The following is a 20,077-nucleotide window of genomic DNA, read 5'->3' as shown; positions in this document are numbered from 1 at the left end:
CCCGCGCCGGTCATCGCTGGTAGACCTTGCGCGTGGCCAGGTCGATGGCCTGTCCCGGGCGGAGGAGGTGGATGCGGAGGTCCCAGAAGGAGGATCCATCGGCGGTCATGTCCGAAGGGTCGAAGACCATCACTGCCCGCTCGCCCAGGACCACGGCCTTTCCGGCCTTCACCACCAGGGCCGTGGCCTCGTCGATGCCGAGGCCCAGGTGGTCGCGGCGCTCCATGATGAGGCTGAAGAGGCGGTTCTCCCGACCCCGGCGCAGGAAGTGCTGATCCACGACCACCCGCTCCGGCAGGAACCCCATGCCCTCCCGGGTGCGGTAGGCCCCGGGGCCGAATTCCGTGAGGGCCTCTTTGCCGTTCCGGTCCTCGCCCGTGAGCATCACCTTCGACATGATGGCGGCGCCGGCGCTGGTGCCGCCCACGCCGGCCCCGGCCGCATAGCGGGCGAGCACGAGCTGCTGGAACGGGGTGCCCACGATCTTGTCGCCCACGAGGTTCTGGTCCCCCCCTGAGAACCAGAAGCCGGTGCAGCGCCGGGCGCGGTCGAGGAGGGCCGGATCCGAGGCATCCTCCCGCGTGCGGATGTCGAGGGGGACCATGGTGAGCCCCGCCTGCTCCAGGTCGGCCTTCCACTCCCGGAGGGCGCCGTCGGGATCGCTGGTGGAGGTCGGCACGATGCCCACCACCCCACCCCTTCCCCCGGAGGCCTGCAGGAAGGCCTCGAGGATCACCGCGGGCATGCCGCCGCCGCCGACGATGACGAGGGTGCCCTTGGGAGCTGGGGCCGGGGGAGCCGGGACCGGGCCCCCGGCCGCCAGGATCGAGCTGGACAGGGCGAAGGCGAGGGCGAGAAGAAGTCGGTTCATGGTTCCATCCCATCACACAGCGGCGGGGCGGTTGTCCACGCGCCCCGCCGCTTGAATCCCGTGCTGGCCGTCCGAAGGATCAGAATAGGAGCTTGGCGCCCAGACGGAAGGTCCGGGGCGGCTCCTGGTCGAGGACCATGCCGTAGTAGGCGCTGCCGTAGCGCTCGCCGCGGGAGGTCACGGCCGCGTCGTTCAGCACATTGAACACATCGCCGAACAGCTCGAGCGCACGCTTGCCGCCGAGGCTGAACTTGTGGGACACGCGGAGGTCGAGCAGGCGCCGGGCGTCGTAGGTGCTGGCCCCGAGCGGCTCGATGTTGATGTAGTAGCGCTCGCGGTTGCCCAGGCGGGAGGTCTGCATGTACCGGGTGTAGTGGAGGCCGCTGAGGTAGACGAAGCTGGCGTTGAACCGCGTTCCCCAGGGGGCCTTGTACGAGGTCCGCAGCTTGAGCTCGTCGTCGTTGAACCCGGGCAGGTAGCCGTCGCTGTTGTACATCGTGCCGACCCACTCCCGGCCCGAGGAGTACCCGTTCGACTTCAGGAGGTTGCCCTTGTTGCTGGCCTTGGTGACGCTGAAGGACATGTCCCAGTTCGGCGTGAAGCGCCCGTCCAGGGAGAAGGTGGTGGCCGAGTAGGTGCGCTTGGCGTCTGGATCGTTGGTGATGTAGTAGTCGTGGGTGCCGTCCGCGTTGACGCCGGGCCGCTGGAAGGTCAGGGTCTGGCTGGTCAGGGGATTGATCACCGAGGTGGTGGAGGCGGACAGGGGCAGCCGGTCGTAGCGGGCCAGCAGATCCTTTCCGTTCCGGCGCACATAGCTGGCCGCCGCCGTCCAGTTCTTGCCGAGGCGCTGCTCCACGGCGAACTGGATCTCGTCGAAGTAGGGGTGCTTGATGTTCGGATCGAGGGTGCTCTGCTCCGAGACGCCGTTGCGGTAGTTGTCCGGCGTGAAGGTGGGCAGCGGCACATCGGCGAGCGGATTGCCGAGGTTGGTCAGGCTGAGCACCTGGGCGTCATCGTAGTTCGGCCACCAGTAACGCTTCTCCAGGGGGTAGGCACCGGGGATCGCGCGGTCGTAGTTGGCGCCGGAGAGCCCGTCGTAGTAGCGGCCGATGTGGCCCTTGAGGGCCAGGGTCTTGGAGGCGTTGGGCGTCCAGGTGAATCCGAAGCGGGGCGCCAGTGTGGTGGTCTTCCACAGGTCCCCGCCCTTGAATTCCTCGAAGCGGAGGCCGGGGCGCAGGATCAGCTGGTCGTTGACGGTCCACACATCCTGCACATAGAAGGTGTTGCGCTCCAGCTTGGTGTCGAAGTCGTAGCCGCCACCCACCTGGACATAGTCGGTGTAGACCGTGTCCCCATCCGCGATGGCATTCAGGGAGATGCCGCCGGGATACCAGGCCTTTTCCTTGTCCTTGGCGCGGTCGATGTCGAGGCCGAACTTCAGGGCGTGGGATCCGTTGCCGGCGGGAATGTACCAGTCGAGGGAGGCCAGCAGACCCAGGCGGCTGCGGGAGTTCTCGAAGGACTGGTAGGCGTTGTTCATCTGGTCGAAGCCGAAGTATTTCGCGTAGCCCGGGATGGCGGCGTTCGCGGGCACGCCTCCGTCGACATAGAGCGAGTACGATTCGCCGTTGTAGGCCTTGTGGTCGTCGATGCCGTCGTAGCCGCTGGCCCGGAGGGTCAGCACCATGTTGCTGTTCAGGGCCTGCAGCCACTCGAGGCCGAAGGTGAAGTTCGGGCCGTCCTGCTTGCGGGTGGCCTCGGCCGCCAGGGTGCGGCTGGCGCCGCGGTGGTCGGTCTGCACCGTGTCGTAGTCCAGGAACAGGGAGAGGGTCGCCGTGGGCGTCGCCTGCAGGGTCACATTGGCCATGGCCCGGGGCGTGGAGCGCTTCTCGGAGACGGGGCTTCCCACGGGCGTGCGCTCGATGGAGATCGCCTCGATGGAGAAGAAGTACCAGAGCTTGTCCTTGATGATGGGACCGCCGATGTTCAGGGCGAGGTCGGAGGCCGTGTCGCCCACCTTCCGGACGATGATGTCGGGCAAGGAGGGATCCGCCACATTGCGGTTCGCGCTCCAGCTGTCCTTCTGGTAGTAGCCCGCCAGGGACCCGGAGAACTGGTTGCCGCCCTTCTTGATCATGCCGTTGAAGTAGGCGCCGGAGAATCCGCCGAACTCCGCGCCGGCGCCGACGCCGCCGATCTGGACCTCCTCGAACCAGTCCGGGTTGACCTGCACCCAGGCCTGGCCGGCGGAGGAATCGCCCACATTGATGCCGTTGATCAGGTAGGCGTTGGCGTTGTCGCGATCACCGCCGAACCCGGAGGCGGACACCCGCGCGCCGGAGCTGACGGTCAGGTTGACGCCCGGCGTGAGGGCGGCGATGGCGGCGATGTCGCGCTTGATGGGCAGGTTCTCGATGTCCTCGGCCTTGAAGTTCCGGGTCGTCGTGGAAACCATCTCCTCGGCGCCGGACCGCCCCACCACCTCGACCACCGCCGAAGCCTCGGGGGACAGCCTGAAGTCCACCACGGTGGTCTTGCCGAGCTCGGCGACCTCCTCGGCCTTCCGGGTGGGGAAGCCCTTGGCCTCCACCGTCATCGCGTAGCGCCCCGGAGGGAGGATCGGGATGCGGTAGCGTCCGTTCTCGGAGCTGACCGCCGTCCGGCTGCCGCCGATCAGCGACTCGGAAGTCACGCGCACCACGGCCCCCTGGATGGGCTTGCCGTTCTGATCCAGGATCGTGCCCGTGAGGGCCGAACTGGTGGTGCTCTGGCCGATCAGGGCCGCGGGACACGCCACCAGTGCCAGGACGAGCGCACTGAATCTGGAATTGCCAGAGCCTCTAGCCATCACGCCTCCCGAAAAGTTTTGGATTGGTGACGAAAAAGTAATGCTTTTGCTAAATGCGAGTCAAGTTTTTTTTCATCGACCCTGCAGGCCGCTGACCTCCCGCCGCCAGACGAGGATCCGGGAGGGTTCAAGCGACCGAGGGGGCCTCAGGTCTTGGCGAACTTCCGCTGGGCGACCCGTTCGACCTCGCGCAGCTTGCTCAGGGCCTTCTGCGGGGCCTGGCTGGCGATGGAGGTGGCGATGGCGTGGGCCAGGACGCCGAAGGCCGTCACGCTGTGGGAGAACAGGAGGTTCTCGCCGGGAATGGGCAGGGCCAGGGTGGCCGACTTGGCCAGGGGCGAGTTGAGGCTGTCCGTGAACACCAGGACCGGAATGCCCCGCTTGCGGGCATAGGCGGCGGCGTCGAGGGTCTCCTGCGTGTAGGGGGTGATGCTGATGGCGATGAGCAGATCCCTGGCATCGAGCATCCCCACCTGGGTGGCGAAATCGGCGGGGTTGCCCTCCACCACCGGCAGCCCGGTGTTGATCAGGAGGTAGGCCAGCTGCCGGGCCATGAGGGCCGAGACGCCATCCCCGATGGCCACGCGGATGCGGCTGCCCTTCAGCTGCTTCACCACGCGCTGGAGGAGGTCCTCGTTCACGGCCTGGACGAGGGTTTCGATGTTCCGCACATCGCGCCGGGCGACCTCCAGGAGGGTGGCGGAAGCCTGCCGGGGGGCCTGCAGAAGCTGCTCGCCGCGGCCGTAGTGCTTCTTGGCGACGCTGACGAGGGCCTTCCGCATCTCCAGATAGCCGGAGTAATCCAGCTTCTTCGCGAACCGCACCACGGTGGCCACGCAGGTCTGCGACTTGGCGGCCAGCTCCTCCACGCCCCAGAGGGCCGCCTCGTTCATGTGGGCGATGAGGCAGTCGGCGATCTGGCGTTGGCTGGGGGACAACCCCTGGGCACCATGTAGGCGGTTCAGCAGGGGGGTCTTCGAGGCGGACATGGGGCCAAGAATAGCGTGGTCAAGCGGGAAGCTCGATCTCCCCGGCCCCCACGAAGACCGCCAGCCGCTCCAGGGCCTCATCCAGGCCGCGCCGGCGGGCCTTGGTGGCCTTGATCCCGGGCTCCCACCAGAGGCCCTTGATCTCCAGGACGCCGCGGTCGCGGTGCAGCTTGGGATCGAGGCGGCCCACCAGGCGACCGCCCTCGAGGATGGGCAGCACGAAGTAGCCGTACTGGCGCTTGGGCTCGGGCACGAAGGCCTCGAAGCGGTAGTCGAACCCGAAGCGGCGCAGCGCCCTCGTCCGGTCGCGCAGGATGGGGTCGAAGGGGCAGAGCAGGCGGGTGCGGTCCGGGGGCTCCGGCAGCCGGGCCAGCCGGGTCTCCCAGTCCGCCAGCGCGAAGGCGGGGCGGACCTCGCCATCGGCCCCTTCCACCGCCACGGGCACGATGCGCCCCCCGGCCTCGGCGGCCCGGCACCAGGCTCGGGCCTCCGGCGCCTCGACCACCGCCCAGAAATCCGCCAGCTCCTTCGGCGTGAAGAGCCAGAGCCGTTCGGCGGCCGTGGCGCAGGCCCATTCCAGGTGTTCAGCCGGTCCGGGGCAGGGCCGGCCGTGGTGATCCGGGAGCACGCGCTCCGTGAGGTCGTAGAGCTTCTGGAAGCCCTCGCGCCGCGGAATCGCCAGCTCGCCGGTGCGCCAGAGGAAGTCCAGGGCGGCCTTCTGGGGTTTCCATCCCCACCAGGGACCGCGCTTCTCCGGATGCTCGAAGTCCGAGGATTTCAGGGGACCCTCCTGCGTAATGCGGGCTTTCACATCGGCCACCACGCGCCCGCCGTCCGTACCGCGGAAGTGGTGCTGCCACCAGGCGTGGGCATGGATGCGCGCCCGATCCCGCTCGAACCGGGGCTTCCAGTGGGGGAACCAGGCCGTGGGGATGGCGGAGGCATCGTGGGTGAAGCCCTCGAAGAGGCTCCGCTTGTCCTCCAACAGCTTCTTCAGCTGCTCGGGCCTGTAGCCGTCCAGACGGCTGAAGAGCGTCAGATCATGGGCCCGCGCCAGGATGTTGATGGTGTCCACCTGCACGAAGCCCAGCCGCTCGACGAGGGCCTGGAGCGAGGGCACGGTGGCCCGGCGGCTGGGATCGTCCAGCAGGCCCTGGGCTCCGAGAAAGAGGCGTTGGGCGGCGGAAGCGGGGACGAGAGGGAGCACGGATCACCACAGAGGAAAAACGCCAACCGCAGAGAACGCGGAGGAAGGAAACCGATTCCAGGATGCCCGGACGCGGAGAACCGCAAAAGGATCGGTCCGTTTTTGTGCCCTTTGTGTTCTTTGTGGTCAAAGAAAAAACTGGCCACAAAGAGCACAAAGGAAAACCTTCCTTTGCCTTCTTGCGGTGAATGCTTTTCTGTTCAGATCCGTGCGGCCAGCTCGGCCCCCTGCCGGATGGCGCGCTGGGCATCGAGTTCGACGGCCAGGTCGGCGCCGCCGATGAGATGCACCGAGCGCCCCAGGGCCTGCAGGGGCTCGGCGAGGCTCCGCTCGGAGACCTGGCCTGTGCAGAGGACGATGCTGTCCACGGCCAGGCACTTGGATCCGGCGTCCTTGCCGTCGCGGATCCAGAGGCCTTCGTCGTCGATGCGCTCGTAGTGGACGCCCCCCTGCATCTTCACCTTCATGGCCTTCAGGCCGGCGCGGTGGATCCAGCCGGTGGTCTTGCCGAGCCCGGCGCCCATGCGGTCGGTCTTGCGCTGCAGCAGGAAGACCTGGCGCGCGGGCTCCGGCGGCTGGGGCGCGGGGAGCAGGCCGCCCCGGAGGTCGTGGGTGCCGTCCACCCCCCACTCGCTCAGGTACCGCTCGACCCGGGGGGTGGCGTCGGGCTGCACCAGGAACTCGGCCACATCGAACCCGATGCCCCCGGCTCCGATGACGGCCACGGTCTTTCCGGCCGTCTTCCGTCCGGAGAGCAGGTCCGGGTAGCTGATCACCTTGGGGTGGTCGAGGCCCGGGATGTCGGGCCTGCGGGCCAGCACGCCCGTGGCGAGGATGACCTCCTCGTAGTCCGAGAGCAGCGCCACGGTGGCCCGCTCGCCCAGCCGCACGGTCACCCCCGCGGTGGCCAGGCGCCGCCCGAAGTAGCGCAGCATCTCGTAGAACTCCTCCTTGCCCGGCACGCGCTTGGCGAGGTTGAGCTGGCCGCCCAGCTCCGGGCCGGCCTCGAAGAGGGTGACCACATGGCCGCGCTCGGCGGCGTGGCAGGCGAAGCTCATGCCCGCGGCGCCCCCGCCTGCCACGGCGATGCGGCGGGGGGCGTAGGCCGGGGCGAAGACGAGCTCGGTCTCGTAGCAGGCCCGGGGGTTCACGAGGCAGGTGGCCCGCTTCTGCTGGAAGACATGATCCAGGCAGGCCTGGTTGCAGGCGATGCAGGTGTTGATGTCCGGGGCGCGGTCCTCGGCGGCTTTCTTCACGAACTCTGCGTCCGCCAGCAGGGGCCTCGCCATGCTCACCATGTCGGCGCAGCCGCCGGCCAGGAGCTCCTCCGCCACCTCCGGCGTGTTGATGCGGTTGGTGGCGATGAGCGGGATGCCCACCTCGCCCTTGAGCTTCTTCGTCACCCAGGCGTAGGCCCCGCGGGGCACCATGGCGCCGATGGTGGGCACGCGGGCTTCGTGCCAGCCGATGCCCGTGTTGATGATCGTGGCCCCCGCAGCTTCCACGGCCTGGGCCAGCCGTACCACCTCGTCCCAGCTGCTGCCCTCGGGCACCAGGTCCAGCATGGAGAGGCGGAAGATGACGATGAAGTCGGCGCCCACGGCGGCGCGCACGGCCTTCACCACCTCCACGGGGAAGCGCATTCGGTTCTCGTAGGATCCCCCCCAGCCGTCCGTACGGCGGTTGGTGCGGGCGGCGATGAACTCGTTGATGAGGTAGCCCTCGCTGCCCATGATCTCCACGCCGTCGTAGCCGGCCTGCTTGGCCAGGGCCGCACAGCGGGCGTAGTCGCGGAGGGTCGCCCGGATGCCGCGTTCCGAGAGGGCCCGGGGTTTGAAGGGGGTGATGGGGCTCTTCACGGGGGAAGGCGCCACGCTGAGGGGGTGGTAGCTGTAGCGCCCGCCATGGAGGATCTGCAGCGCGATCTTCCCGCCCCCGGCGTGGACGGCCTCGGTCACCTTCCGGTGCTTGCCCACCTGCCAGGGCCAGGAGAGCTGGGAACCGAAGGGCGTGAGGCGGCCCCGCAGGTTGGGGGCGATGCCGCCCGTGACGATGAGACCCACGCCGCCCCGGGCCCGCTCGGCATAGAAGGCCGCCAGCTTGGCGAAGCCGTCCTTGGCCTCCTCGAGGTTCGTATGCATCGAGCCCATGAGCACGCGGTTGCGCAGCGTGGTGAACCCGAGGTCGAGGGGAGCCAGCAGGTGGGGGTAGGGCACGGGCGCTCCGGGTCAGTGGAGCCAGTGTAGGGCCTGGCCGGGCCTACCCGGAGCCAGGGAGAGGACCCGGGAGGGTCTAGCTTCCCTCCGGGGAGTCGGATCGGGTCCGGCGATAGTGGCGGCGGGCCTTGGCGCGGTTGCCGCAGCTGGCCATGGAACACCAGCGCCGGGACCGGCCGCGGCTCTGGTCGAGGAACAGCCAGGTGCACTGGGCCCCCCCACATTCCCGGACGGGCGCCGTGGCCTGGGTGAGCAGGTCCGCCGCGGCCCGGGCGATGGGCCAGAGGAGCGAGGTCAGGGCGGCGGCATCGGGCCGCCAGTGCCAGACCAGCGCTTTCCCCTGGAGGCTGAGGCGCAGGTTCGGCAGGGCTTCCCGGAGGGCCGCATTGAGCCGGGCCAGGTCCCGGCCCGGGATCTCCCGGTCCTGGGCCCGGGCCGAGAAGACGCCGTACAGGGCCTCGCGCAGGCTCCGGGCGGCCTCGATCGCAGTCGAGGCCGCCGGGGCCTTGGCGGCGGCCCGGGCGATCAGTGCGGCCTCGCCCGCGGGGTCGATCAGGCCGGTCTGCCGGGCGAAGGCCACCAGCTGCGGATAGGTCCGCAGCCCATCCGTCTCCGGCCGGCCGCGGTCACCCCAGGTGTTCACGAAATCCAGGCAGAGATCGCCCCCCGACAGCTCGAAGGGGCCTTGGGCAGGCAGTGCAGGGGTTTCGTCCACACCTAAATGATAACCCAAAAATCCACCTTGACAGGTTATAAACGGACCTCATATTTAACCTCCATTCATCATCAAGGAGGTTATTCATGCCCGAGACCCAGACCCTGACCTCCACCTGCCTGGCGGACCAGCTCGAGCGCGGCTTCCGGGGCGGCGCCTGGCATGGGCCGGCCGTGATGGAGCTGCTGACGGGCGTCGATGGGCCCCTCGCACAGTGGCGGCCGTACCCCACCAGCCACTCCATGGCGGAGCTTGCGGGCCATCTGGCCTACTGGCTCCGGGACGCGGAGCGGCAGATCGTCGGCGCCCCCCACCTGCAGGGCGGACCAGGTTCCGATTGGGGCCCCGCCGTGATGGACTCCGAAGCCGCCTGGCAGGCGGTCTGCGCGGCCCTGGAGGAGGCCCATGGCCGCTTGAGAACCGCCGTCCTCCAGGTGGAGGAAAGCCGCTTCGACGAGGCCAGATCGGGCTCCGACACCACGATTCGCGGCCTTCTGATGGGCACGCTGCAGCACAACGCCTACCATGCGGGCCAGATCGCCCTGCTGCGCAAGCTGGCGGAGGCGGCCGGCGGGAGGCCTTCGTGACCCCCCTGGAAACCCGGACCCTCGAACGGCTCATCGCGCGCCGGGATCACCTGGCCGACCTGACCTCCTCGCGGAGGGAAGGCCAGTGGGTGGATCTCATGCGGCGGGTGGATGCGGCCATCGGCGCCATCGAGATCGGCACCTGGGGCACCTGTGCGGTGTGCCACGACCCCATGAATGCGGATCGCATGGCCCAGGACCCGCTGCTGACGGTCTGCCTGGAATGCCTGTCCGAGGCCGAGCGCCGGGGCCTGGAGCGGGACCTCCAATCCGCCGGCAAGGTGCAGCGCAGCCTGCTGCCGCCACCCCACCTTGTGCAGAACGGCTGGGAGGTGGCCTACCACTGGGAGCCCCGGGGCGTGGTGTCCGGGGACCATGTGGACTTGATCCCAGCCGCCTCGCCCGGAGAGCCCCTTCACCTGCTGCTGGGCGATGTGTCGGGGAAGGGGGTGGCCGCTTCCCTGCTGCAGGCCCATCTGCATGCCCTGTTCCGGGCGCTGGTGCCCACCGGGCAGCCGCTTCCGGACCTGTTCGGGCGGGCCAACGAGCTCTTCGCGGACGCCACTTCCTCGGTGAGCTACGCGACCCTGGTGGCCCTGCGGCTGGCCTCCGAGGGCCGCTTCTCGATCGCCAATGCGGGCCACCCCCGGCCACTCCTCGCCGATGGCCGGGGCGTGCGGCCCATCGAGGGTGGCGGTCTTCCGCTGGGCCTGTTCTGCGATTCCGTCTACGCCGAACGGGAGCTGACGCTACGCCCGGGCCAGACCCTGCTGCTCTATACGGACGGCTGGACGGAGGGCTCCCGGGATGACCGCGAGTTCGGCATCGGCCGGGCCGCCGCCGCCCTGCGCCGGAGCGCCGGGCTTCCCTTTCCCGACCTGCTGGCCGCCTGCCGGGCGGACCTCGAGCGGTACCTGGCCGGAACGCCCTGCGGCGACGATCTCACCCTGGTGGCCCTGCGGCGCCAGGCCGCCTGAAGGGCGGTTTCCCGCCCTGCCTGGAGGTGCCGCCCGGGGCTTCCGCCGGGTGGTGGCTCCGTCACTTCGGGGAGACGCGATTCCCTTTCGAGTGGTCGTAGCGGTCCAGGAAGGCCTGGAGGAAGGTCAGCCGCGTCTCGATGTCCGCTTTCCACTGCTCGAGCCGATCCCAGCCCGAGGGGGCGAGGGTGTAGACCTTCCGGGCCGGACCCCGGGAGTTCGTGTCCCAGTGGAAGGTCACATCGCCGGCCTCCTCCAGGGCTTGCAGGGTCCGGTAGGTGGCGCCAGGGTCCGCCTTGTAGCCAGGGAGGGTCTCCTGGAGCTCGGAGCGGATGGCGTGCCCATGCAGGGGGCCCTCCGCCAGGGCCAGCAGGATGAAGGCGGGGAGGTGGCGGGACTGTCGGCTGGAGGCGGGCATCGGACTATTCACCGGGGTGGGTGTTGGCGTGGGCCTGGGAAGCGGAAGGCTTTCCGGACAGGAGCGCTTCCATCAGGAACCCGCAGGCCAGGATGCCCGGAAGCGTCAACGCGAGCCTCAGCAAGGCGAACCGAAGGCCGAGGAAGGCGCTTTCCATCATAAGCATCGGAAGTTTGATGGTCGCCCAGGCGCCCAGGAAGATGACGAGGTTGGCCGGACGCGCCCCTTTTTCCCGGAGGGTCACGCCGATGGGAAAGGCCGCATAGATGGGTCCTGCGGCCCCGGTTCCCAGGAGCAGGGCCAGCAGGACCCCGCGGACCCCTGAGGCTGGTCCGAGGCTGCGGGCCACCGCTTCCTTCGGAACCCAGGCGTCGAAAAGGCCCATGAGGACGAGCACCGACGGGACGACGAGCGCCACATCGACCAGGCCCCGGCCCCAGTTCCGCAGGGAGTGGGCCGCCAGGTCCGGCCAGGACATCCAGAGGAGGAGGTGGGCCGCCAGGACCAGGAGGGCCACCCAGAGGGGGTTCTTGAGGCTGGGCTTCACAGGAGGCCTCCCATGAGGGCCCCGACCAGGAGGGCCAGGATCAGGCTCAGGGACTGGCGGAGGAGGGTGAACCGGCGCCCGAAGGCCGCGATCTCCATGGGGGCTGTGAGGGCGCCCACCATGGTCAGGGTCGTGAGAAAGCTCGCCAGGGCGGGCAGGCTGGCGCCCATGCGGTGCAGCGAGCCCGCCAGGGGATAGGCCACCGGGCCCGGGATGGTCATCAAGGCCCCCAGGGCGGCGAGGAGGAAAAACCCGGCGGTGCCGCGGCTCTGGAAAAGCGCGGCCACCCCGGCGGGCGGGATCGCGGCCATGGTCAGGCCCACGCCCGCCAGCACGGCCAGGAGTCCCGGGAGCAGACCCTGGCCGGACCGGACCGAGGCGCGAAGGGCCGCGCGGGTTCGGGCGCCATCGCGGAGCGCCGACAGGGTCACGCCAGCCACAGCCGCCACCAGGAGCACGAGGGGGAAGAGGCTCATGAGTCATCCTTTCAGTGTCATCTAGATGATTAATTCATCTAGATGACACATATTCATTCTGAGTCCACTTCTCGTCAACCCCCTTTTATCCAAATCTTGGATTGCTTGTTGTAATTGTTAATAAATATTTACTTGTATTTAAAACTCGACACTGCAACGGTGGGCCGGACCAACCCCTGCACGGGGTCGGTCCGGCCCAGCCTTTGACCTGGGATTGCCTCAGGGCTCTTCGGTCTTCTCCACCACGATCACCATGCGCGTGAGCACCGCGGCCAGGGCCCCCACGGCGGCGAAGATCGGCAGCAGGGCCGCGCCCACCAGGCCCAAGGTCAGCGGGATTTCGATGAGGGTCTTGCCCTCTTCGTTCTTCAGGATGATCCGCCGGATGTTGCCCTGATGGATGAGCTCCTTGATCTTGTCGAGGACCTTGCCGCCCTCGAGCTTGAATTCTTCGGTGCGGGTGCGGCCGGATGCGGTGTCGGTGGGCATGGGGATCTCCGAGGTCAGGCGCGGACCAGCAGATGCCGGGCCAGCCAGGTTTGAAAGCGGCCCAGCAGCAGGGCCAGGTGCAGGGTGAGGGGGACGAGGGTCAGGCCCGCCAGGCCGCAGAGGACCGCCGTCAGGCTCGGATGGGCGGCCAGCCAGGCGGGGCCGCCGAGGTCCACGCTGGAGGTGCCGGTGGCATGGAGCAGGCTCAGGACGGGAACCGCCACGAGCGCCAGCCCCGTGGTGAGGAGGCTGACCAGCGTCGTGAAGTAGACGACGCCCAGGGGCATGAGCAGCACGAAGTAGAGCAGACTGGTCCAGGTGCGGCGATCGCGGACCAGGGCCCCCAGCCGCGCGGCCCAGCCCTCGCCGACGGGCAGCAGGGGCGGGGCCTCGGCCTCCTCGCCACCCACCAGGGCCTTCAGCCAGTGCATCTCGGCCACGGCCAGGAGGCGGGTGCCGGACAGGAAGAGCAGCGCCACGGGAAGGCCGATGATCAGGATGGCCAGGCCCAGGCTCAGGGAGAGCCCCGTCACCGCGTAGGTGAAGGCGAGGATGCCCGTGGCCAGGGAGAGCAGCAGGTAGAGCAGGGTGGTGTAGGCGCGGCGCGAGCTTAGGACCTCGAAGAAACCGGGATGGGGTGGGGGTGGCAGGGACATGGATTCTCCGTGACTCCCCCAATCTAGGAGGTGGGGACGGCCCTGGGGGTGCGAACCGGCGAACGGAAGGCGGGCATCGGCGAAAGCACGGCCGACCGCAGACGATCCAGGGTCAGGTCCTCAACCCTCGCAGTTGTCTTAGTTGTCGTAGCAGGGGCCGACCTCCCGGACCTCGACGGTGGCCCATTCCGCGGCGGGGCAGGCCGTTGCGATGGCGACAGCCTCGTCCCGAGTCTGGCAATCCAGGTAGAAGAAGCCTCCGACCATTTCTTTGGACTCGGAGAAGGGGCCATCCAGGAGGGTGCGCTGGCCTTCCCGCACCTGCACCCGGACGCCCTCCCGGTCGGATCGGAGCGAGTTGGTGGCCACGAGCAGGCCGCGGGCCTGCAGGTCCTCCGCAAAGCGCACCATCCGGTCGTAGACGGCGTGTCCCTCTTCCGGGGTCCGGCTCGGGCGCTGCGCCCGCGATTCCAGGATCAGCAGCATGTAGGGCATGGGGATCTCCTTCCGGGTGGGGTTGAGAGGCTTGGGCGTGCTTAGGCATCGCCGCAGGCGGCGACCCGGTCGAGGAGCAGCTTCCGCTCCCGGGCGTTCCGCACGAGACCGGCCGCCCGCTGGAACTCGGCCCGGGCCTCTCCGGCGCGGCCCAGCTTCGCGAGGAAGTCGCCGCGGATGCTCGGGAGCAGGTGGTAGTCCCGGAGTGCCGGCTCGGAGGTCAGCGCATCGACGATCTCGAGACCCGCCGCGGGGCCGGAGGCCATGCCCAGCGCCACGGCCCGGTTCAGCTCCACGATGGGCGAGGGCGTGAGGCGGGCCAGCGCCTCATAGAGGGCGGCGATGCGCGCCCAGTCGGTGTCGTCGGCCGTACGGGCGCGCGCGTGGCAGCCGGCGATGGCCGCCTGCAGCGTGTAGGGGCCCGGGGGCCCTCCCAGCGCCTGGCCCTGCGCCAGGGCCCGCTCAAGGCCGGCCAGGCCGCGCCGGATGAGGAGCTGATCCCACCGTCCGCGATCCTGGTCGAGCAGGAGGATGGGTTCGCCGTCGGGCCCCACGCGCGCCCGCAGCCGGGAGGCCTGGATCTCCAGGAGGGCGACCAGGCCGTGGACCTCCGGCTCCTGCGGGACCAGCCCGGCCAGGATGCGGCCGAGCCGCAGGGCCTCCTCGCAGAGCCCGGGCCGGATCCAGTCCTCGCCGGCGGTGGCCGAATAGCCCTCGTTGAAGATGAGGTAGATCACTTCCAGCACCGAGGCCAGGCGGTCGTGGAGCTCGGTCCCGCGGGGCCCTTCGAAGGGAACCTGCGCCTCGGCCAGGGTCCGCTTGGCCCGGACGATGCGCTGCGCGACGGTGGACTCCGGCACGAGGAAGGCGCGGGCGATCTCCCCGGTCGTCAGGCCCCCCAGCAGCCGCAGGGTGAGCGCGGTCCTGGCCTCGGGCGAGAGCCGCGGGTGGCAGGCGATGAACATGAGCCGCAGCAGGTCGTCCCCGATGGGATCGTCCAGTTCGGCGTGGAAGGCCTCCATGGCCGTCTCCTGCTGGGCCTCGAGTTCCCGGCCCAGCTCCTCGTGCTTCCGCTCAGCCAGCTTGAGTCGCCGCAGCCGGTCGATGGCCCGGCGCTTGGCCGTGGCCATGAGCCAGGCCCCGGGATTCTCCGGGACCCCCGTTCCGGGCCACTGCTCGAGGGCGGCGACGAGGGCATCCTGGGCGAGCTCCTCCGCCAGGTCCAGGTCGCGCACCATCCGCAGGAGCCCCGCGATGAGCCGGGCGGATTCCATCCGCCAGACGGCGTCGATGGCTCGATGGGCGTCGGATGTCGTCACATGGGAATCAGACCAGCTTCGCCGACGGGCCGCAACCTCCCGGGACGCCCCGGCCTTTCCGGAGGGTGGCCGTCAACCTCGCATGGCCTCTTCAAGGGAAGCGATGTCGATTTCCCTCATGGGCATCATGGCCTCGAAGGCACGCTTCGCAGCTTGGCCGCCCCTGGCCATCGCCTCGGTCAGAACGCGAGGCGTGATCTGCCAGCTGATGCCCCACTTAGAGTGCCTAACGAAACCCCCACGGGGCCGCGCGACGCCCGCCGGCCCTCGCCCGGAGGGAGAAAGCCGGGTGGGGCGTCCCGCGGCGTCACGGCTTCAAAGGCCCAGCGGCCTTGTACGAATTGAAGATGATGCCGGACGGAAATGCCTTCGTGCTGACAAGCTCGAACGATATGGGCGGGGTTCCCTTCGCAAAGACGCGTTTCCCCGTGCCCAACAAGACCGGATAGACGGCCAGCAGGACTTCATCCGCGAGCCCATGCTCGAGGAGCGGGGAAGTCAGCGTCGAGCTGCCCGAGAGGATGAGGTCCGGGCCGTCTTGCGACTTGATGCGGCGGATGCCTTCCAAGATGTCCGGTCCAAGGCCCTCGAACGGTCCCCACGCAAGGCTTTCCGGGTGATGGGTCGCGATGTATTTTGTCGCCGCGTTGAGGGCATCGGCCATCGGACTGCTCGGCGCCTTCGGCCAGAAGCCCGACCAGATATCGTAGGTGCGGCGGCCAAACAACAGGCCGAAGCTCCCGCCGTACGCCGCCAGCATGGCATCCCGGCCAGCGGGCGTCCGATAGGGCGCGGTCCAGTCGCTGTAGGGGAAATCATCGCCGTCCGCGGAATGCTGGATCACGCCGTCCAGCGACATGTGTTCGATGATTTTGAGCTTTCTCATCTGGATCACCGGCATCGTTTCAATCTGGCTGGTTGCCCGGGGGAACCGCGGACGGATCCATCCACACAGCCTCCCAGACATGGCCGTCAGGGTCGGTGAACTCGCGGGCGTACATGAAACCAAGATCCTGGATGGGGTTGATGTCAGACACCCCGCCATTTTCGGCTGCCGCGGTGTTCATCGCATCTACCGCCTCGCGGTTCTCGCAGGAGACGGCGAGCATCACCTCGCTGGAGGTTGGCTGGGGAATGGCCCGTGTCGTGAAGGTGCGCCACTTGGCATGGGTCAAGAGCATCACATAGATGGCCTCACTCCATACCATGCAGGCCGCGGTTTCGTCGGAGAACACGGGATTGTTGGTGAAGCCGAGGGATGTGTAGAACGCCATCGACTTCTTGAGATGGGTGACGGGCAGGTTCACGAAAATCATTTTTTGCATCGAGTGCTCTCCTTGTCGGTGGGGCTGGGGCGGGGCCGTTGCGTTTAGGCCTTCTGGGCGATCTGGGCCCGCAGGCGTTCTTCCTGCTCCCGCAGCTCGGGTGTGAACTGAGGGCCGAAATCCTCGGCTTCGAAGACTTGGCGGAGCTCGATCTCGGCTGCTTCGCCTGTGGGATTGGGGCAGCGCTTGATCCATTCGACGGCCTCGGCCATCGACCGGACCTGCCAGAGCCAGAAGCCGGCGATCAGCTCCTTCGTTTCGGTGAAGGGCCCGTCGATCACGGTCCGCGTCGTGCCGGAGAACCGCACCCGCACGCCCTTCGAGCTGGGGTGGAGCCCTTCCCCCGCCAGCATCACGCCGGCCTTCACCAGCTCATCGTTGTAGCGGCCCATGTCGGTCAGCAGTTTCTCGTCGGGGAGAACGCCCGCCTCCGTGTGCTGGGTCGCCTTGATCAGAACCATGACGCGCATGGTCATTCCTCCTTGGAAAAATTGGGGTTGGAAAGGTTTAAGGTCCGGAGGGGGAGGAGCGCCCCCAACCGCGCCTCGCGCAGGTACAGCCCTCCCCATATCAGCGCGGCCACATAGGTGGGGAAGAGGATGTGCGAGAACAGGGGATCACCGATCCGCACATGGGTGGCGACCGCGCCGCCCAGGTAGCCCGTGAGCAGGATGGCCCCGAGCATGGAGGTCCTGGGAACCGCGTAGAGCACGACGCAGACGAGCAGGGTGATTCCGAGGGGGCCCGCGACATGCTCCGAGTAGCCGAGCTTGGCGAAGGCCTCGAGGACCGGCGGCAGCCGCATCACTTTGGCGGCGCCGTCGAAGGCCAGGAACAGGATCGGCAGGGCGCTGAGGATGCGCCCCACCCAGAGCCATCGGCCCGGGGTGGGGCCCGGGGTGCGGGCCGGGGTGGAGACGGGTGGGGTGCTCGTGGGCATGAGGGCCTCCGCGGGGTGGCTTCCGCACGGGATGGCGGCAGGCCCCGGATTCTACTCATGCGTCGAATGGGCGGCGGCGGAATCGACAGGCGTTGAATCTTTTTTTATGATTAATTGTTAAGTTTTTTGTTTGGTGTAAATCGATTCATGGGTCTTCCGGCCGGATGACGCCGGGGGCCTTCATTGCACCTCCTGGGAAGGGGGAATGGCCGGGGTTCAGCCGAGGTTCGGCACGCGCCAGAGGGCCAGCTCCTCGCCCAGGGCGGGCACGGGCAGCAGGCCGTTCTCCACGGCCCCGTCATCGCTCTCGGCCTCGCAGAGGTAGGCGGCGACGGCGCCCAGGGGCTGATCCGTGGGCACCAGCGACCACCCCGCGGGGGCCTTCCGGGGGCCCCGCCGCCAGGAGACCGACAGCTCGCCCACGGCGGCCGCCTCCAGGATGGCCCGGCCCTCTTCCGAGCCCAGGGCTTCGACCAGGGGCACTTCCACCTCGAAGGCGCCCAGGGCCTCCTGGAGGGAGAGGCCGTGCTGGCGCAGGTGGGCCGCCACGGAGGGGGGCACCAGGTAGGCCGCCGGACGGTCCACCACGGTGGTGCCCACGAAGCGGCCGAGGTGCGGGATCGTCACGGTCGAGGGCGCGCCCTCCAGGGTGCGGGGCGTGCGCGTGAGGATCTCCACGGGCCGGTCGAAGCGCTCCAGGCCGTAGCGCACGGCGATGCGCTCCCGGGGCGTCTGGCTCTCCGTCACGGTCTGCAGGACTTCGTCCCGGTGCGCGGCCACATGCTTGAGCGTCTCCAGCATGAAGGCGTAGGCGGTCCGGACCCGCTCCGAGAACGGGATGTACGAGTAGCACTCCAACAGCAGGTCCATGCGGCTGGTGAGGCCCCGGTAGTTGCTGCCGAAGCGGGGGTGGTGGGGGTAGGTCATCCAGCCTTCGCGCACGGGCGCGCCGGGCTCGGCGTCGCGGTCCGCGTCCAGGGCCCGCTCGTCCTCCACGAAGTTGCCGTACCAGCCCGCGTCCAGGCCGTGATTCGCCTTGAGCGCGGCGGTGACGGGCGGCAGCAGGCGGTTCCGCATGTACTCGATGGGCTCGCCCCGGCCGCTCTCCACGGTGTGGGGGATGTCGTAGGTCATGGAGAAGCGGTGCACCGAGCCGTTGGTGGCGTGGTTGTCGATGGTGAGGTCCGGCGCCCAGGGCTGGCAGACCCGGGTCTGCAGCAGGCGCATCTCGACGCCCTCCTGCCGCAGGTAGTCGCGGTTCAGGTTGATCTTGGCGGCGTTCACGCGGGTGCCCACGCCGCTGTCGGGCCCCAGCTGGCCCGTGAGCTTGGGCAGGTGCAGCTTGCGGTTGCCGGGGTCGATGGCGTCGTTGCCGTCGGGGTTGAAGAGGGGCACCACCACCAGGGTGAGGTCGGAGAGGATCTGCCCCGCATCCAGGCCAGGCTTGCCGTCCAGGAGGTCGCGCACCAGCATCAGGCAGCCTTCCTTGCCTTCCACCTCGCCGGCGTGGATGCCGCTGATGACCAGGACCACGGGCCGGCCCAGGCTCCGGGCCTCCCCGGGGGTCGTCACGCCGTGGGCCGACAGCACCAGCAGGGGCAGCTCCCGGCCCTGGGGGCTCACGCCGAAGGAGGTGACATGCAGGCGCTTGTCGCCCTTGGCCTCCAACCCGGCGATGAAGGCCATCACATCCGCGTGGCGGCTGGTCTCCTCGTAGCGGGTGGCTTCGGCGCGGGTGAGCAGGGACATGGAGGCTCCGGAAGGGGTTGGGCATTCTCTCGCCGGAGGGGCCCGGCTGCTAGTGCACCCCTAGCGTTTCGCCACGAGCTCGATCTCCACCGCGGCGCCCAGGGGAAGCTCGGCCACGGCGACGGTGGTGCGCGCGGGGTAGGGCGCCCGGAACCTGGATTCGTAGGCGGCGTTCATGGCCTGGAAGTGGGCCATGGTCGTGAGGTAGACATTGACCTTGATGACCTGGTCCATCGTCAGCCCGGCGTCGCCCAGCACGGCTTCGAGGTTGTCGAAGGCCCGGTGCGTCTGGGCCCCGATGTCGCCCGGCACCAGGCGGCCCGTGGCCGGGTCGATGGGCGTCTGGCCCGAGAGGTAGAGCAGGTCGCCCGCCCACACGGCCCGGGAGTAGGGCCCGATGGGCGCGGGCGAGCCGGGGGCGGCGACGGGGATGCGGATCGGGGTGGGAGCCATGGGATCTCCTGCTCGGGCCTTCGGGGGGCGTGCTTCAGGCTAGCGGAACGCCACCTGCCGGAGCTCCGCGCGGAAGAACTCGCCCTCCGCATCGAAGCGCGGCGTGCCCGGGTGCCAGCCCACGCGGAGGCGGGTGGGGATGGTCAGGCCCTGGAAGGTCTCTTCGGCCTCCACGAGGCCGCCGAAGGGCTCCTCGCGGAAGCCCCCGCCCCCGGGATTCCCCCAGCGGAGCAGGCGCACTTCGCGCAGGCGCCCCGCTTCGTCGGTGTGGAGGTGCAGGTCCCCGGGCTCGCCGTCCACCGGCACCTCGGCGCGGAGGCGGTCCTCGCCTTCCTGGGTCCAGGTCACGGCCGGATCCGCCAGCAGGGAGGGCAGCCAGATGGATTCTGCCCGCAGGCGGCCCCGGGCCGAGCGGGTGATGTCCGGGCCCTCGGCCCTGAGGAAGGGGATCAGGCCGAAGAGGGCCCAGTGCATGGCCCCCCGACCTTCCAGCAGGCGGTCCGAGCCGCGGATGGTCAGGCCCTTCATCCGCACCTTCGCGGCCCAGATCATGCCCCGGCTCCGCACGATGACCTGTTCGGCCTCGAAGGGATGCCAGCCCTTCAGGCGGATCGTGCCCGTCATGACGAGGCGCACGGCCTCGGGCAGCCGGGTGCCGGGTGCCACCGCATGGTTCAGGAAGCGCTGCGCCCCGGAGGGCAGGGTCCGCCGCGAGGAGGGATCATAGGTCTCGGTGCCCGGTGGGACCGAGCGCCAGAGGTCGTCGAGGGACAGGGGCCGGGTCACGCGCTGCCTCCTGG

22 protein-coding genes and 1 pseudogene are annotated in these 20,077 nt (G+C 69.1%); 2 read left to right on the top strand and 21 right to left on the bottom strand.

Annotation, left to right across the window (positions count from 1 at the left end):
* Positions 1 to 10: 10 nt before the first annotated feature.
* The 6 genes from QUD34_RS11940 to QUD34_RS11915 all read right to left on the bottom strand — a co-directional run bounded on the left by QUD34_RS11940 (position 11) and on the right by QUD34_RS11915 (position 8,846).
* Positions 11 to 871, bottom strand: coding sequence for a cyanophycinase (locus QUD34_RS11940; protein ID WP_286353934.1), 861 nt, complete (start codon positions 869 to 871; stop codon positions 11 to 13).
* A 79-nt stretch (positions 872 to 950) separates the two neighbouring features.
* A complete protein-coding gene (locus QUD34_RS11935; protein ID WP_286353933.1) occupies positions 951 to 3,719 on the bottom strand; it encodes a TonB-dependent receptor in 2,769 nt (922 codons plus the stop codon).
* 146 nt (positions 3,720 to 3,865) lie between these two features.
* Positions 3,866 to 4,708: a MurR/RpiR family transcriptional regulator gene (locus QUD34_RS11930; RefSeq protein WP_286353932.1), complete on the bottom strand. Its 843-nt coding sequence runs from the start codon at positions 4,706 to 4,708 to the stop codon at positions 3,866 to 3,868.
* Positions 4,709 to 4,727: 19 nt separating this feature from the next.
* Positions 4,728 to 5,915 (bottom strand): winged helix-turn-helix domain-containing protein, encoded by a 1,188-nt coding sequence (locus QUD34_RS11925; RefSeq protein ID WP_286353931.1) that lies wholly within the window; start codon positions 5,913 to 5,915, stop codon positions 4,728 to 4,730.
* 200 nt (positions 5,916 to 6,115) lie between these two features.
* On the bottom strand, positions 6,116 to 8,131 hold the full coding sequence (locus tag QUD34_RS11920; RefSeq protein WP_286353930.1) for an NADPH-dependent 2,4-dienoyl-CoA reductase: 2,016 nt from the start codon (positions 8,129 to 8,131) through the stop codon (positions 6,116 to 6,118).
* 76 nt (positions 8,132 to 8,207) lie between these two features.
* Positions 8,208 to 8,846 carry a CGNR zinc finger domain-containing protein gene (locus QUD34_RS11915; protein WP_286353929.1) on the bottom strand — a complete coding sequence of 213 codons (639 nt, stop codon included), beginning with the start codon at positions 8,844 to 8,846 and terminating at the stop codon, positions 8,208 to 8,210.
* Positions 8,847 to 8,932: 86 nt separating this feature from the next.
* Between QUD34_RS11915 and QUD34_RS11910 the strand changes: the two genes are divergently transcribed.
* Positions 8,933 to 9,433 carry a DinB family protein gene (locus QUD34_RS11910; RefSeq protein ID WP_286353928.1) on the top strand — a complete coding sequence of 167 codons (501 nt, stop codon included), beginning with the start codon at positions 8,933 to 8,935 and terminating at the stop codon, positions 9,431 to 9,433.
* Entirely contained in the window at positions 9,430 to 10,410 is a 981-nt protein-coding gene (locus tag QUD34_RS11905) for a SpoIIE family protein phosphatase (protein ID WP_286353927.1), read from the top strand. Before QUD34_RS11910 ends, QUD34_RS11905 begins: the two co-directional genes overlap by 4 nt.
* Positions 10,411 to 10,471: 61 nt before the next feature.
* On the opposite strand, the gene QUD34_RS11900 is transcribed toward QUD34_RS11905, so the two are convergent.
* The 15 genes and pseudogenes from QUD34_RS11900 to QUD34_RS11835 all read right to left on the bottom strand — a co-directional run bounded on the left by QUD34_RS11900 (position 10,472) and on the right by QUD34_RS11835 (position 20,063).
* Positions 10,472 to 10,828, bottom strand: coding sequence for a PadR family transcriptional regulator (locus QUD34_RS11900; protein ID WP_286353926.1), 357 nt, complete (start codon positions 10,826 to 10,828; stop codon positions 10,472 to 10,474).
* A gap of 4 nt (positions 10,829 to 10,832) precedes the next feature.
* A complete protein-coding gene (locus QUD34_RS11895; RefSeq protein ID WP_286353925.1) occupies positions 10,833 to 11,375 on the bottom strand; it encodes a permease in 543 nt (180 codons plus the stop codon).
* A complete protein-coding gene (locus QUD34_RS11890) occupies positions 11,372 to 11,851 on the bottom strand; it encodes a hypothetical protein (protein ID WP_286353924.1) in 480 nt (159 codons plus the stop codon). Before QUD34_RS11890 ends, QUD34_RS11895 begins: the two co-directional genes overlap by 4 nt.
* Before the next feature lie 219 nt (positions 11,852 to 12,070).
* The gene (locus tag QUD34_RS11885) at positions 12,071 to 12,340 is read right to left on the bottom strand and encodes a DUF4342 domain-containing protein (protein ID WP_286353923.1); all 270 of its coding nucleotides are present in this window, start codon (positions 12,338 to 12,340) and stop codon (positions 12,071 to 12,073) included.
* 14 nt (positions 12,341 to 12,354) lie between these two features.
* Positions 12,355 to 12,996: a sensor domain-containing protein gene (locus QUD34_RS11880; RefSeq protein WP_286353922.1), complete on the bottom strand. Its 642-nt coding sequence runs from the start codon at positions 12,994 to 12,996 to the stop codon at positions 12,355 to 12,357.
* Positions 12,997 to 13,134: 138 nt separating this feature from the next.
* The gene (locus QUD34_RS11875; protein WP_286353921.1) at positions 13,135 to 13,491 is read right to left on the bottom strand and encodes a YciI family protein; all 357 of its coding nucleotides are present in this window, start codon (positions 13,489 to 13,491) and stop codon (positions 13,135 to 13,137) included.
* A gap of 41 nt (positions 13,492 to 13,532) precedes the next feature.
* Positions 13,533 to 14,765, bottom strand: coding sequence for an RNA polymerase sigma factor (locus QUD34_RS11870; protein WP_375380024.1), 1,233 nt, complete (start codon positions 14,763 to 14,765; stop codon positions 13,533 to 13,535).
* A 117-nt stretch (positions 14,766 to 14,882) separates the two neighbouring features.
* A pseudogene (locus QUD34_RS15175) lies at positions 14,883 to 15,029 on the bottom strand (VOC family protein); the annotation flags it as partial.
* 88 nt (positions 15,030 to 15,117) lie between these two features.
* Complete coding sequence (locus tag QUD34_RS11865; RefSeq protein ID WP_375380023.1) at positions 15,118 to 15,696, bottom strand: dihydrofolate reductase family protein; 579 nt, start codon at positions 15,694 to 15,696, stop codon at positions 15,118 to 15,120.
* A gap of 19 nt (positions 15,697 to 15,715) precedes the next feature.
* Complete coding sequence (locus tag QUD34_RS11860; RefSeq protein ID WP_375379979.1) at positions 15,716 to 16,135, bottom strand: VOC family protein; 420 nt, start codon at positions 16,133 to 16,135, stop codon at positions 15,716 to 15,718.
* A gap of 44 nt (positions 16,136 to 16,179) precedes the next feature.
* The gene (locus QUD34_RS11855) at positions 16,180 to 16,605 is read right to left on the bottom strand and encodes a YciI family protein (RefSeq protein WP_286353917.1); all 426 of its coding nucleotides are present in this window, start codon (positions 16,603 to 16,605) and stop codon (positions 16,180 to 16,182) included.
* Between the two features lie 2 nt (positions 16,606 to 16,607).
* The gene (locus QUD34_RS11850; RefSeq protein ID WP_286353916.1) at positions 16,608 to 17,075 is read right to left on the bottom strand and encodes a DoxX family protein; all 468 of its coding nucleotides are present in this window, start codon (positions 17,073 to 17,075) and stop codon (positions 16,608 to 16,610) included.
* A 216-nt stretch (positions 17,076 to 17,291) separates the two neighbouring features.
* A complete protein-coding gene (locus QUD34_RS11845) occupies positions 17,292 to 18,824 on the bottom strand; it encodes a M14 family metallopeptidase (RefSeq protein ID WP_286353915.1) in 1,533 nt (510 codons plus the stop codon).
* Positions 18,825 to 18,884: 60 nt separating this feature from the next.
* The gene (locus tag QUD34_RS11840) at positions 18,885 to 19,277 is read right to left on the bottom strand and encodes a RidA family protein (protein ID WP_286353914.1); all 393 of its coding nucleotides are present in this window, start codon (positions 19,275 to 19,277) and stop codon (positions 18,885 to 18,887) included.
* Positions 19,278 to 19,316: 39 nt separating this feature from the next.
* Positions 19,317 to 20,063, bottom strand: coding sequence for a DUF6920 family protein (locus tag QUD34_RS11835; RefSeq protein ID WP_286353913.1), 747 nt, complete (start codon positions 20,061 to 20,063; stop codon positions 19,317 to 19,319).
* Positions 20,064 to 20,077: the final 14 nt, after the last annotated feature.

Source organism: Geothrix oryzae, assembly GCF_030295385.1.
In the GTDB taxonomy this organism is placed as follows: Bacteria; Acidobacteriota; Holophagae; order Holophagales; family Holophagaceae; genus Geothrix; species Geothrix oryzae.
The sequence above is the reverse complement of the archived record's forward strand: the minus strand, read 5'-3'. Positions and strand labels throughout refer to the sequence as shown.